At 67.8% G+C, this 13698-nt stretch carries 12 protein-coding genes; 5 read left to right on the top strand and 7 right to left on the bottom strand.

Annotation, left to right across the window (positions count from 1 at the left end; translation table 11 throughout):
• The first annotated feature begins 48 nt into the window (after positions 1-48).
• Positions 49-1269: an STAS domain-containing protein gene (locus ALI144C_RS36945; protein WP_076991854.1), complete on the top strand. Its 1221-nt coding sequence runs from the start codon at positions 49-51 to the stop codon at positions 1267-1269.
• Between the two features lie 187 nt (positions 1270-1456).
• Complete coding sequence (locus tag ALI144C_RS36950) at positions 1457-2062, top strand: flavodoxin family protein (protein WP_076991855.1); 606 nt, start codon at positions 1457-1459, stop codon at positions 2060-2062.
• Between the two features lie 21 nt (positions 2063-2083).
• On the opposite strand, the gene ALI144C_RS36955 is transcribed toward ALI144C_RS36950, so the two are convergent.
• The 5 genes from ALI144C_RS36955 to ALI144C_RS36975 form a co-directional block, all read right to left on the bottom strand.
• Positions 2084-3319: a cation:proton antiporter gene (locus tag ALI144C_RS36955; protein ID WP_237774497.1), complete on the bottom strand. Its 1236-nt coding sequence runs from the start codon at positions 3317-3319 to the stop codon at positions 2084-2086.
• A gap of 36 nt (positions 3320-3355) precedes the next feature.
• The gene (locus ALI144C_RS36960) at positions 3356-5716 is read right to left on the bottom strand and encodes a molybdopterin oxidoreductase family protein (RefSeq protein WP_202819143.1); all 2361 of its coding nucleotides are present in this window, start codon (positions 5714-5716) and stop codon (positions 3356-3358) included.
• 134 nt (positions 5717-5850) lie between these two features.
• Complete coding sequence (locus ALI144C_RS36965; RefSeq protein ID WP_076991857.1) at positions 5851-6906, bottom strand: NAD-dependent epimerase/dehydratase family protein; 1056 nt, start codon at positions 6904-6906, stop codon at positions 5851-5853.
• A gap of 163 nt (positions 6907-7069) precedes the next feature.
• Positions 7070-7546, bottom strand: a complete 477-nt coding sequence (locus tag ALI144C_RS36970) for a DUF4383 domain-containing protein (protein ID WP_076991858.1) — start codon at positions 7544-7546, stop codon at positions 7070-7072.
• Between the two features lie 104 nt (positions 7547-7650).
• A complete protein-coding gene (locus tag ALI144C_RS36975; protein ID WP_076991859.1) occupies positions 7651-9753 on the bottom strand; it encodes a catalase in 2103 nt (700 codons plus the stop codon).
• Between the two features lie 360 nt (positions 9754-10113).
• On the opposite strand from ALI144C_RS36975, the gene ALI144C_RS36980 reads away from it, so the two are divergent.
• The 3 genes from ALI144C_RS36980 to ALI144C_RS36990 are packed head-to-tail and all read left to right on the top strand — an operon-like array spanning position 10114 to position 12619.
• Positions 10114-11013: an SDR family oxidoreductase gene (locus ALI144C_RS36980; protein WP_076991860.1), complete on the top strand. Its 900-nt coding sequence runs from the start codon at positions 10114-10116 to the stop codon at positions 11011-11013.
• Positions 11014-11041: 28 nt separating this feature from the next.
• Entirely contained in the window at positions 11042-11515 is a 474-nt protein-coding gene (locus tag ALI144C_RS36985; protein WP_076991861.1) for an MSMEG_6728 family protein, read from the top strand.
• Positions 11516-11551: 36 nt separating this feature from the next.
• Entirely contained in the window at positions 11552-12619 is a 1068-nt protein-coding gene (locus ALI144C_RS36990) for a carboxylate-amine ligase (RefSeq protein WP_076991862.1), read from the top strand.
• 63 nt (positions 12620-12682) lie between these two features.
• On the opposite strand, the gene ALI144C_RS36995 is transcribed toward ALI144C_RS36990, so the two are convergent.
• Complete coding sequence (locus ALI144C_RS36995) at positions 12683-12808, bottom strand: ATP-binding cassette domain-containing protein (protein WP_083753715.1); 126 nt, start codon at positions 12806-12808, stop codon at positions 12683-12685.
• Between the two features lie 102 nt (positions 12809-12910).
• Positions 12911-13672 carry a lanthionine synthetase LanC family protein gene (locus tag ALI144C_RS37000; protein ID WP_076991863.1) on the bottom strand — a complete coding sequence of 254 codons (762 nt, stop codon included), beginning with the start codon at positions 13670-13672 and terminating at the stop codon, positions 12911-12913.
• Positions 13673-13698: the final 26 nt, after the last annotated feature.

Genomic DNA, 13698 nt, shown 5'->3' on the forward strand with positions numbered 1-13698 from the left:
CGGGTCCAGCAGCGTGGCTCCTACGGCACACGATGCTGAGGAGTCGACATGATCCGCGGAGGCCAGTCCATGATCGGCATATCGCACCCGAGGTCACACCTCCGGATCACCGCCGAGATGCGCTCCGGCGGTGTGCTGGTGGTGCGGGTGCGTGGGGAGGTCGACGCGGACAGCAGCCGGACCTTCGACCACTACCTGCGTACCCGGCTGCCCAGCGAAGCGCACCACGTCGTGGTCGACACCAGCGACATCACGTTGCTGAGCGCACGGGGCATCCGGACGTTGATCGAGCACACGGATCGGCTGGCACGACAAGGCCACCACCTGGTGATCGTGCAATCGACTCCGCATGTGCGACGTGTGGTCGAAGCGACGCACGCGGCCGCCAACCTCCACCTGCACGACAGCCTGCCGCTGGCGCTCGAAGCTTGCGCGGATTCCGGGAAACAGTACGACCGTCTCCCGGAGACGCCTCGAAACACCGACGAATCCGCCGACGAAGTGACCGCCTTGCGGCAGAAACTCCAAGGGCTCCTGGTCGCGTCGCGAACCAAGCTGGTCGTGGCGAGAGCCATGGGTGTCGTGCAAGAGCGTTATCGCCTGGACCCCGAGATGGCCTGCGAGGTCGTGCGGCTCAGCGCGGAACACCACCACCTCCGTATGTACACGTTGGCAACCGCGCTGCTCCACACCGCGCCGCCGGACGGACCGACTTGGTTCCCCGGGCGGACTCGTAGACCGGCGCCATCGCTGTCCTTCACCGAACTGCGGCGCAACCGTCGAGGTGACCGCAGTGCGGTCGTGGGCACGCTGCTCAAGGCAGCCACCGAGTACATGCGACCAGAAGCAGCAGCCGTGTACCTGGTAGAGCAGCCGGCGAACGTCCTGCGCCTGGAACTGTCGTCGAACATGTCGACCTCGCTGGTGAACCACCTTGCCGGTGCGGACGATCCCACACCTACCCACAACACAACGGCACAAGTCGTCGTGACCGACATCGCCGCGGAGTCCCACTCGCCTGCACGGCACGCGTTGCTCAGCGCAGGCATTCGGGCGATGCACAGCATGCCGTTGCTGACGGGCGACAACCACTGTGTCGGCGTAGTGAACACCTATCACACTGATGTCGGCCACGTGCCCACCCGCCTGCAATGCGCCCGGTTGGATTACGCCGCGACGGAAGTCGCGACATGGCTCGACTGGCACAGCAACACAGTGGTTCGTGACGCGTTGGAACGCGTCCACACCAGCGCGACAGCATTACGCTGACACGTCAGGGTCATCCGTGGTGTGTGCCAGCCCGCCCGCCGCCGTGCGCAGCGACCAATGTGGACGGTAAAGGACCGCGTGCGCTGGGTATCCGGCAGTCACGGACGACGAGAAGATTCGCCCGTGCGTTTTCGGGTACGCGGTCGAAGGTGACAACCGATGATCCAGCACGGACCAGGAGGTCTTCATGGCACTGCGAGCTGTCGCGTTCGTCTGCAGTCTCAAGCCGTCCCCGGCGTCGTCCAGCAGTGAACTGATCGCCCGTCAGCTGCTCGACGAGCTGTCCGCGTACGACGTGGGCGGCGAGATCGTCCGCGTGGTCGACCACGACGTCCGGCCGGGGGTCGAGAACGACATGGGCAACGGCGACGCATGGCCACGCCTGCGGCAGAAGATCCTGGACGCGGACATCTTCATCCTGTCCACCCCGACGTGGGTCGGCCACATGTCCAGCGTCGCGCAGCGCGTGCTCGAACGGCTCGACGCCGCGTTGTCGGACACCGACGACGCCGACCGGCCGATTCTGTTCGACAAGGTCGCGCTGGCCGCGGTGGTCGGCAACGAGGACGGCGCGCACAAGATCGTCGCCGACCTGTTCCAGGCCCTCAACGACACCGGGTTCACCATCCCGGCGCAGGGCTGTACCTACTGGAACGGCGAGGCCATGCAGGGCGGCGACTACAACGACCTCGACGACACACCGGACGCGGTCAAGTCGGCCAACTCCATGGCTGTCCGCAACGCCGCACACCTCGCCCAACTCCTGCGGAGCAACGCATATCCAGCGAAGTAGCCCTGCCAGGCAGGGGCACGTTCACGGGGTACGGCCCCTGCTTCTGTCCAGGAACCGCATGGACGGCGAGGCCGTGATTCCATGCAGGACGATGGATCCGATCACCACGATGGCCACGATCCGCCAGAGCGCGCGCGGATCGCCGAACTCCCCGGCCTGCAGCGCGTAGGTGAGGTAGAACAGCGAGCCCACGCCCCGGACACCGAAGAACGAGATCACGGCTCGTTCCCGTGGCCCGGTTCGGCGACCGGTCAAGGCGATCAGCCCGGCGAGCGGTCGGACGACCAGCAGGACCGCTGCGGCAACGAGGATCTCCTGCCAGGTGACACCGGCGAGCAGGCCGGTCGCGGCGGCGCCACCGAGCAGGAAGATGACCACCACGGTCAGCATCCGCTCGGTCTGCTCGATGTACTGGTGCAGCACACGGTGGTAGCCGTGGGACCGTTCCGCCGCGCGAATGGTGCAGCCGCACACGAAAACGGCGACGAAGCCGTACCCTTCGGCGAGTTCGGTCAAGCCGAAGGTCAGGAACGTCGCGGCGAGTGCGACGAACCCCTCGGCGTGCTCGGCGAGCCGGAACTTCGTCGACGGCGCGGAGAAGAACAACTTCCCGAGCAGCCACCCGATCAGCAGTCCGCACACGACGCCGACAGCCAGCCGCCACAGCACGTCGACGGCCAACCAGGTCCACACCCAATCCGCCTGAGCGGCAGTCAAAGCAATAGCGGCGTAGACGAACGGGAACGCCAAACCGTCGTTCAGCCCCGCCTCGGCGGTCAGGGCGTGCCGGGTCTCGTCGTCGTCGTTCTCGTCGTCGTCCTCGCTGTCGGCGGGCTCCGCGACCTGGACCTCCGTCGCCAGAACGGGATCAGTCGGCGCGAGCACAGCCGCGAGCAGGACGGCGGCCGCGAGGCCCAACCCGAGCACCGCCCAACCGAGCACACCCACCGCGATCATCGACACGGGCATCGCGATGGCCAGCAATCGCCACGTCGTCGCCCACCGGCGCAGACCGACCGGCCGGTTGAGGGCGAGCCCGGCACCCATCAGCGAGATGATCACGCACAGTTCGGTGAGGTGCTGCGTCACCGACGCGTACCGGACCGGATCCGGGTCGGGCAGCGACGCGATGGTGCCGAACGACACCGCCCCGACAGCGAGGAACACCATCGGCATGGAGAACGGCGCCTTGCCCAGCAGCCGGGGCAACAGCGCCGCCGCCAACATGGCCGCGCCCGCGGCAGCGTAGATCAGCAACGTCGAACCGGCCCTACTCGCGAGCGTTCCGCGCGGTCACGACTCATCGACATCAGCGTGGGAGCCGCCCTCGGTAGCGGGAACACCGGGGGAGGTCGGCGCCGATGCCGTGGTGGTCGGGGCGGAGGATGGTCCGTCGCACGGGGCCAGTCGGCGAACGGCCGCCGCGCCGGTTTTGAACAGGGGCTGCTTGGACGCGGGATCCCACTCGGTCGGTGTGAGCTCGTTGGCGGCGCGCTGCCCGTCGCGCCCGCTCGGATCGCCGGTGTCCCAGTAGCCGTAGTGGAACGGCAGGAAAACCACACCTTCGCGGATCCGGCAGACGCGAGCCCGTGCGTGCACAGTCGCGCGGGGACTGCGGATCTCGGTGAGGTCGCCTTCGGCGATCCCGAGCTGGTCGGCGTCCTTCTCGGAGATCTCGGCCCACACTTCCGGGGCCGCCTTGACCAGTTGCGGGACACGTCCGGTCTTGGTGCGGGTGTGGAAGTGGTAGAGCGTGCGGCCGGTGATCAGCATGAACGGGTACTCGTCGGTCGCTGCCTCACGCGCGGGCAGGTACTCGGCCGCCTTGATCATGGCCTTGCCGTGGGGGTTCATCGCCCGGTACCGGTCGGCGTCGACGGGGTCGCCAGTGGTCAGGTCGCGGCCGTAGCTTTCGCAGTAGTCCGGTTGTGCGGGGAAGTGCCCGTCGACGTACAACCGTTCGGTGCCGTCAGGGTGCTGCGCGTCGCACGGCCATTGAATCCCGCCGACCGTGCGGAGCTGGTCGTAGCTCAAGCCCGAGTAGTCGCATGGTCGTCCTTCCGACGCTGCTTTCCATGCGTCGAAGGCCGATTCGGGGTCGTTCCACGGTGGGAACGGGTTGCCGTCCTTGTCGCGGAAGCCCATGCGACGGGCGTAGTCGATGAAGATGTCCAAGTCGGGCCGCGCGCCCCCGGGCGGGGCCACCGCCTTGTCGGACAGGTGCACCGTGCGGTCGGCGTTGGTGAACGTCCCGGTCTTCTCGCCCCACATGGCCGCGGGCAGCACCACGTCCGCGAGTTCGGCCGTCTCGGTCATGAAGCAGTCCTGCACGACGAGGAAAAGCCGTTCCTGGCCGAGGATGGAGCGTACGCGGCGCAGTTCGGGCAACGACACCGCCGGATTCGTCGCGGACACCCACAGCATCCGGATCTTCCCGTTCTCGGCGAGACGCAGCATTTCCATCGCGTGGGTGGGCGGTCCGTCGTGCGGGATCCAGCCCGGGGCGAGGTTCCACAGCCGTGCGAGGTCGGCGACATGCGTTTCGTTGGCCCAGTTGCGGAATCCGGTGAGATCTCCGTCGGCGCCGCACTCGCGGGTGTTCTGAGCGGTCGGCTGGCCGTTCATCTGCAGCACACCGGCACCCGGCCGCCCGATCATGCCCCGGATCAGGTTCAGGTTGTTCACCTGTACCGCCGCCGCGGTGGCCTGATGCGACTGGTAGAAGCCCTGCAGAACAGTGCACAGCAGACGGTCTGCCTGCCCCAGCAGCGTCGCGGCTTCGCGGATCTCACCGGCGGATATCCCGCAGACGGGCGCGACACGGTCCGGTGGGTAACCGGCGACCTGCCGGACGAGCTCGTCGAAACCGATGGTGTACCGGTGGACGTAGTCGTGATCGACCCGGCCATGCTCGATCACCTCGTGCAGGAGGCTGTTCATCAGCGCCACGTTCGTGCCGGGCAGCGGTGCGAGGTGGACCGCGGACGCTCGGGCGACCGGCGTGTCACGGGGGTCGACGCAGAGCAACGCCGGGGGATTCGGCCCGGCCAGCCGATCGAGGATCCGGTCCCACAGCACCGCTTGCGTCTCCGCGACGTTGTGCCCGAACAGGGCGATGACGTCGGCGTGGTCCACGTCGGTGTACGAAGCGGGCTGACCGTCGCAGCCGAAGGACTCCTTGAGCGCCTCCGCCGCTGTCGCGGTGCACAAACGCGTGTTGCCGTCGAGGTGACTGGTCCCGATCGCGCCGTGCGCGATCGCCGCGAGGGTGTAGTACTCCTCGGCGAAGAGTTGACCGCTGGTGTAGAAGCCCAGCGCGCCGGGGCCCTGGTCGTCCAGCAGGGCCTTGCTGTGATCGACGATGCGCCCCATCGCGTCGTCCCACGTGGCCTCGACCAGTACGCCGTCCTGGCGTACCCGGGGAACGGTCAGGCGATCGGGGGAGTGGTTGGCTTGCCAGGCGAACAGGTCCTTCGGGTCCAGCCTGCCGTGGTTGACGCGATCGTCGGCCCGGCCCCGCACCCCCACGACGCGGCCGTCGCGCACAGCGAGGTCCATCCCGTCGCCGTTGGAGTGCAGCACTGCGGCCGTACGCACCCAAGCGTCCACTTCGCCGGGGTGCACACCGTCCGCGAAGTGACTGTCGACGCGCACCGGCCAGCGTTCTCCACGAGCGTAGGGAGTCCTTGTGCCCCACGGCTGCCCGATACCGTCCCTGGCCGTCACTTGGTTCCTCTCGCTGATCGTTCTTTCGGGGCGTCCCTACCCGGTGGAGCGGAGGTGAAACATCAGGGCTTCTCGCCGACGCCTGTCCTGATCTCGGCCAGCCTGCCGCCGTCCAGCCGGGGAGCCAGAGGAGCGGTCGGCGAACCCGCGCCCTGGCGAAGCCCTTGCATGAACTCGTCGACCGCGTCCTTCGCGCTGTGGCGGGGTGTCCAGCCCAACTCGCTGCGGGCGCGACTCGTGTCCATCACCGGCACGCGCAGCACAGTGTCGAACAGGCCAGGGCTGGCGGGGACGATGTGCAGCCGCCATGCCGTGGCCAGCGCGACGCGCACGGGCCATGCGGGGATCCGGAGCACCTGCGCACGGAGGTACTCCGCGAGCAGTCGCGCGTCCACCACAGGATCGGCCGCGAGGTTGAACGGACCGCGTACGTCCCCGACAGCGGCCAGCCGATATGCCTCAGCAGCGTCCTGTGTGTGCAACGCCTGGAAGACCAGCCCGGGAAGATCGGGGACGACAGCGATCAAGCTCGGCCGGACCAGCCGGTGGGGCAGGAACGGACCGGCGAACAACCGGCGCTGCTGGCTGGCGGCACCGCGCTGGAACAGGAACGCGGGACGCATCCGCACGACCCTGATCGAAGGGTGGCTGGTCTCGAAAGCGTCGAGCACCCTCTCCAAATAGGCTTTCTCCCTCGGGTACGCGGCGCCGGGCCACCCGTGCGTCGGCCAACTCTCGTCGACCGGGCGATCCTTCGGCCCCGGCGAATAGGCGCCGACCGAGGACGCGTGGACCAGCGCGGGGACACCGGCGTCGGCGACGGCCCGGAACACCCGGATGCTGCCCTCGACGTTGTTCGCCCAGGTGACTTCGGGTCGGTGCGTCGGCTGGAACAGCCACGCCAAGTGGATGACCACATCCGCGCCGCGCAGGATCCCGTTCAGGTCGTCCGTCCGGACGTCCGCCGACGCCCAGGTGAGTTTCGGCAGAGTCCAGTCCGGTATGCGACGGGCGACCCCGACCACCGACATTACGCCGGGATCCTCGGTCAGTTTCCGTATCACGCTGGTGCCGACGTTTCCGGTGGCGCCTATGACGACAACGCGTTCGACTGTCATGCGCACCGCGTACCCGGTACGACGCCAATTCCACCGAATCGCGGCGGAATCCCTCGAACACGCATCGTTATCCGCAACGGGGTGTAACCACGCGACGCGCAGGGAATGTCCGCCATAGGCGACCGGTTGGTTGAACAGTCAGCCGACTGGTCGTCGCACATGCTCATCCGGGTGACGGACGCGAGGCAGTTGGAGCGGAGGCCGTGCGGACCGGTCGATGTGGGTGTGCGGCCTTGGCCGCCGTGATGGCCAACACCGCGAGAACGACGGCTGCGATCGCGTGCAGCCACACATCGGCCTGGTTGATGGCCAACGGGTCCGTGCCGGTTCGCACCGAGAGCGACACGATGTCGTAGATCAGGACCGCGGCGAAAGCGCCCGCCATCGTCCACACGAGCATCCTCGTCCGGGTGACGACAGTCCCTGCCACGATCGTGAGCGCTCCGAACAGGAGGTGGATGAAGTTCAGCACGGTGTTGACGCTGAACAGACCCCACAGCAGGTCGGCTTCGTTCCCACCACGCAGGTTCCCCCCGACCGTCGTCTCGTCGCTGATCGACGCGAACCCCGCGATGGCGAGGACGACGAAAAACAGGCCGACCGCCGTGACGGCCCACCGTGCAGCTACGCGCGTAGACATGAGAACTCCCTTCTTCCTCCGATGGATACCCTGACTGGCGCCACTCACACCGTCGGCCTGCTCCCAGTTGGGTTCCGGACATCGGTCGCGCGTCGGTCGGGGGCCTAGCCGGCGGGTGGGACAGCCGACGCCATGACCAGTTCGGCGCGATCCCATGCGCGGTGCAGCCCCAGCGCGGTGACCAAGGACGCGGTGAAGTCGTCGTCCACCTTCTTGCCGAGCACCACGCCAGGGGCGTCGAGAACGATTCCGGCGGCCCGCAGGATGTCCTGTCCAGTGCCCCAGGCGCCGATGGCCTTGCAGTGCCGGAACGCCTCCTGCAACAGCAGCACGAGTTTGACGTCGTTGGTCGGTGCCGTGGCACCGGCGACCACGACGGCGTCGAACTCGATCGAACGGGCGGTCAACAGCGTCCGTTCAACGATCTGCTGGGTACGGCCACGGCCGAGGAGACCACCGACAGGAGCGATGACCTGCACGACCGCCCCGAGCTGCGTCGCCTCGGCGCGGAGCGCGGTGATTCCGGCCATGTCCGCGTCCGCACTGGCGACCACGCCGATCTTGCGGCCCGCGATGGGGCCGGGGCTCGTGATCACCTGGGACAGCGCGGGCGACGGCGTGACGTCGTTGGCCGGTTCACCCTCCGGTGCGGGCAGACCCAGCCCGGCCGCGACCTGTTCGCACAGGTCCGCGTCCACCATGGACAGGACGAGCAGTTCGCGCTCCTTGATCGCCTGCTCGTAGCACTTGCCCAGCTCGAACGTGAACGCCTCGACCAGGTGGACCCGTTCGACCGGGCTGAGGCTGCGGTAGAACATCGTGGCCTGGGAGAAGTGGTCGTCGAACGAGACGGGATTGGCCCGCACCGCGGGGCCCTCGATCGGCCGGGGAACCTGCACGTAGCCGTGGTCCTCGGCGGGCGCGGGCCGGGGAAGGCAGGCGTCGATGCTGTTGGGGCGGTACGGAGCCGTGCCCGGGTGCACGGCGTGCTGGTGCATGCCGTCGCGGAACATGTCGTTGACCGGGCACCGCGGCCGGTTGATCGGCAACTGGGCGAAGTTCGGGCCGCCCAGCCTGGTCAGCTGGGTGTCGAGGTAGGAGAACAGCCGCGCCTGCATCAGCGGATCGTTGGTGACCTCGATTCCGGGCACGAGGTGGCCGGTGTGGAAGGCGACCTGTTCGGTCTCGGCGAAGTAGTTGGTCGGGTTGCGGTTCAGCGTGAGTTTGCCGATCAGCCGTACCGGCGCCACCTCCTCCGGCACGATCTTGGTCGGGTCGAGCAGGTCGATGCCGTCGAAGCTGTCGCTGCCGTCGTCCGGCAGGACCTGGATGCCCAGCTCGTACTCGGGGAAGGCACCCGCGTCGATGCTGTCGGCCAGGTCTCGGCGGTGGAAGTCCGGATCGACTCCCGCGGCGATCTGGGCCTCCTCCCACACCAGCGAGTGGATACCGGCGACCGGCTTCCAGTGGAACTTCACCAGGCTGGTCTCCCCGGAGTCGGCGACGAGGCGGAAGGCGTGCACCCCGAAGCCCTCCATCGTCCGGTACGACCGCGGGATCCCCCTGTCGCTCATGGCCCACATCACGTGGTGGGTGGCCTCGGTGTGCAGGGAGACGAAGTCCCAGAACGTGTCGTGCGCGGACTGGGCCTGCGGGATCTCCCGATCCGGGTGCGGCTTGCCCGCGTGGATGATGTCGGGGAACTTGATCCCGTCCTGGATGAAGAACACCGGGATGTTGTTGCCGACCAGGTCGAACGTGCCTTCCTCGGTGTGGAACTTCACCGCGAAGCCCCGCGTGTCACGAACCGTGTCGGCCGAACCACGCGAGCCCAGCACTGTGGAGAAGCGGACGAAGACCTGGGTCTGCCGCCCCTTCTCCGCGAGGAAGTGCGCTTTGGTCACGTCCTTGGCGGTGCCGTAGGACTCGAACACGCCGTGTGCGGCGGCTCCGCGAGCGTGCACCACCCGTTCGGGGATGCGCTCGTGGTCGAAGTGCGTGATCTTCTCCCGGAGGTGGAAGTCCTCCAGCAGGGTGGGCCCGCGTTGCCCGGCCTTCAACGAGTGGTCGGTGTCCGGCAGGCGCAACCCTTGGGCCGTGGTCAGGAACTCGCCTTCCTGACGCAACGCGTTCTCGGGCACGACCTCGGTCTGCGGCTCAGTGCTGGGCGTGGAACCGTTGCGAGCGGACTTGCGACGCGATGCCATGATCAGTCCTTGGTAGACGAACGGAATGCTTGCGTGAACACCGGGCACGCCTTGGCCCGATGCCTTGTGCTGTATCCGGGTGAATGCCCGGTGAAACCACCGGCAAACCCGAAGTGATCCGCCTGTTGTCCCAGTACACCATGGTGTCGTGGTCGCGGAAGCCGACCTCCTCGGGTGGTGCCCTCACGTGGTGACCGGGGTAGCGTTTGCGGTCGCCACCGACCCGCCGTACTGTGAGGCAGGTCGGATATGTGGGCCAGTGCGGTTGAACACGCAGCCGAGAACCGAACTTTGCCGTTGCTGCGCACTTGTGGTCAGGGCCGGTCCGTCAGCAACTCACCCCGGGAGCGTGGAACCGAGATGACCAAGGACCAGTACGCGCAGCAGGACCCGAGGTCGCAGTACTTCCGGCCAGACAGTCAGCAGGCGCAGGAACAAGGCCACCCGGGCACGGGGGAGCGGATGGGGCCGCGCCCGGATCACGGTGAGGAGTCCTACCGGGGCAGTGGCCGACTGGTGGACCGCAAGGCCGTCATCACGGGTGGCGACTCGGGGATCGGCCGGGCGGTCGCGCTGGCCTTCGCCAGGGAGGGCGCGGACGTTCTGCTGTCCTATTTGGAGGAAGAGCGGGACGACGCCGACCAGACCGCGGAACTGGTGCGCGAGGCGGGCAGGCAGGCGGTGCTGGTACCGGGTGACATCCGCGCGGAGGAGCAATGCCATCGGGTCGTCGAGCGGGCGGTCGCCGAATTCGGCCGGATCGACGTGCTGGTGAACAACGCCGCGTACCAGATGTCGCAGGACGGCGGCCTGCTCGAGATCAGCACCGAGCAGTTCGACCGGGTGATGAGGACGAACCTGTACGCCTTGTTCTGGATGTGCAAGGCGGCGGTGCCGCACATGCGACCGGGCGCGACGATCATCAACACCTCCTCGATCCAGGCGTTCCAGCCCTCGGCGCACCTGCTGGACTACGCCACCACCAAGGCGGGGATCGTGAACTTCACCAAGGGCCTCTCAGCCGACCTGATCGGCAAGGGCATCCGGGTCAACTCGGTCGCTCCCGGTCCGGTGTGGACACCCCTGATCCCGGCGACCATGCCTGCGGACAAAGTGGACTCGTTCGGCGCTCAGTCACCGCTCGGCCGAGCGGCGCAGCCTGCGGAACTGGCACCGGCCTACGTGTACTTCGCCTCGCAGGAATCCAGCTACGTCACCGGCGAGGTGCTGGGGGTCACCGGCGGGCAACCGATCACGTGACAGTGCGGGTGGTCGGGTAGAACTGGCGATGCAGACCTTCCTTCCGTTCGCCGACTTCCGTGCCACTGCGGCTGTGCTCGACGCACGGAGGTTGGGCAAACAACGTGTCGAGACCATCCAGGTGCTTCGGGCGCTCACGGTTGTGGGCTACGGGTGGCGGCACCACCCAGCGGCGTCCATGTGGGCGGGCTACGAGGAGGCGCTCACCAGGTACGGACTGGACATCTGCGCGCAGTGGTGCGCGGCCGGTCGCCAGGACACCTGCGCCGCCACACTGCTGAACGATCTCCGGCACACCGTCGGCCTGGTCGACGTCCGCGGTCAGGAGGCCCTTGGCGCCGCCGACGAACTGCCGCCGTGGCTGGGGAACCCCGCGTTCCACGCCAGTCACCAGTCCGCGTTGGTCCGCAAGGATCCCGTGCACTACCGCCCGCATTTCCCTGGTATACCCGATGACCTGCCGTACGTGTGGCCACCGTCGGATCGCCCGCGCCGGATCTGAGGGTGTGCCACTGCCGAACCGGGGTATCGTCCCTCTGTGACGTGTGGTGTCGAAGAAGAGTTCCTGCTGGTGGACGTGGGTTCACGCAAGACAGTGAGCCGGGCGGACACCGTCATCAAACGCGTCGACCGAACGCGGTTGCCCACTGGTGCCCATGTGCACCACGAGTTGCTCAACAGCCAGGTGGAGTTCGCGACCGGCGTGTGCATGTCGGCGGCCGAGGTCCGTCGTCAGCTCGTCGCCGGACGTGCTGTGCTGGCCGCGGCGGCGCGGGAGGAGGGCCTGGCCCTGGTCTCCGCCGGGACGGCGGTGCTCTCCGGCCCGGATGTCGCTGTCACCGAAGGCGAACGGTACCACCGGATCACGGCGACCTACGCGCGGGTCATGCGCGACTACCAGGTCTCCGGCTGCCACGTACACATCGGACTGTCCGATCGGGACACAGCGGTCGCTGTGATCAACCACCTGGCGTTCTGGTTGCCGTCGTTGTTGGCCCTGTCGGCGAACTCGCCGTTCGATCACGGCCGGGACACCGGCTACGCCAGTTGGCGCACAGTTCAGCAGTCGCTCCTGCCCGGCAACGGCCTCACGCCGTGGTTCTCCTCCGCGGCCGACTACGACACCGCGCTGGCCCAGCTCGTGGACTGCGGCGTGCTTGTGGACGAGTCCATGAACTTCTGGCTCGCCCGCCCGTCACCGCGATACCCGACTGTGGAGGTCCGCGTGGCTGACGCGGTCGCCACAGCGGACGAGGCCGTGCTCCAAACCTTGCTCACCGACGGCCTTGTCCAACACGCGCTGACGGAACTGGCGTCGGGCAAAGAAGCGCCACCGTTGCCGGAGCACCTTCGGGCGGCGGCAGTGTGGACAGCGTCCCGGTACGGCATGGAAGGGCCCGCGATCGACCTGCGGTCCGGTCGGCAAGTGCCGGCGCGGTACCTGCTGACCGAGCTGATCGACCTCGTGCGGCCGTACGTCGAGGTTCGTGACCTGGTGCGCGGGGTGTTGGTTCGCGGGACGGGCGTGCAACGCCAGCGCCGCGCGGGTGGTCCCGCCGCTGCCGTCGATGAGCTCATCGCCTTGGCCACTATGGAGGAGATGTGACGGGACAGGCGTAAGTCCCTTCTTGCGCGAGGCGAGCTGCGACCTGTGTGGTAGTTGAAGGTGTCACGCGGTCACGTCGCCGCGATCGGCGGGCAGTTCTCCTGCCAGCACAAGCAGCAGTGTCGACTTCCCCGTGCCGTTCTCGCCGATGATCCCGAACAACTCACCGGGGCGCAGTTCGAACTCCACCCGCTGAGCACAGTGCGGTTGCGGAACGCCTTGTGCAGCTTCACCACCCGCAACGGACGCGGTTCACCGTGCACGATCACCTCCCGGACCATGCCGTGGCGTTCAGGACAAAGCCAAGCAGCGCAACCAGTCCCGGTTCGCGCCGTTGACGGTCAACAAGGCGGCGAGCACACCGCACGCGCCTGTCAACAGGCTCATGTCGGACTCGGCCAGCCGCCGCAGGTCGTCGAGATCGCTCCACAACCACTCGGCCAGCCGGTCGCGCAGCACTGCCGCCTGCGGAACCGCGGCGTGCCGGGCGAAGGCGTCGGCGACGAGCATTACCCCTGCGGCTCCGTGACAGACGCTGAAGGGGTGGACGTCGAGGTGGAAGCCTGGGTCGAAACCGTCGCACAACGTCCGGAAGGCGGCCACCGCGGTGTCGCACAACGCCTGTCCCGCGCTCAGACCCGCTCGTGCCATGGCCTGACCGGCTGTCCACAGTGCCCAACTGACACCGGGATTGCCGTAACACCAGGCCTGCCGGGGCGGGCAGTCGGTGCCGGTGTCGCATCGCGGCCACGTGGCGATGCCCTTGCGGTCGGTCACCACACCCGCCACACCGTGTGCCAGCCCGGTGACAATGCCTCCTTGTGTCCATGACGCCAGCGGATGCCCTTCGTGTGCGCCGATCCGCAACTTGTCTGGCTGGGAACCGAGGTCGGCGAGGTGCGCCACGAGCGCGGCGGTGTGCTGGTGGCGTCCTGGCGGGCCACCGACCGAATGCGCGAGCAACAGTCCGGCTGGGCCGCTGATCAGGTCGTAGTCGACGAACCCGACCGCTCGGCGCCGCCATCCCCGGACAGCGCCGAGAGACGCGACCACTCGGTCGGCCGCGGGGGTGACGGCCG

It is taken from the genome of Actinosynnema sp. ALI-1.44 (assembly GCF_001984155.1).
Classification (GTDB): domain Bacteria; phylum Actinomycetota; class Actinomycetes; order Mycobacteriales; family Pseudonocardiaceae; genus Kibdelosporangium.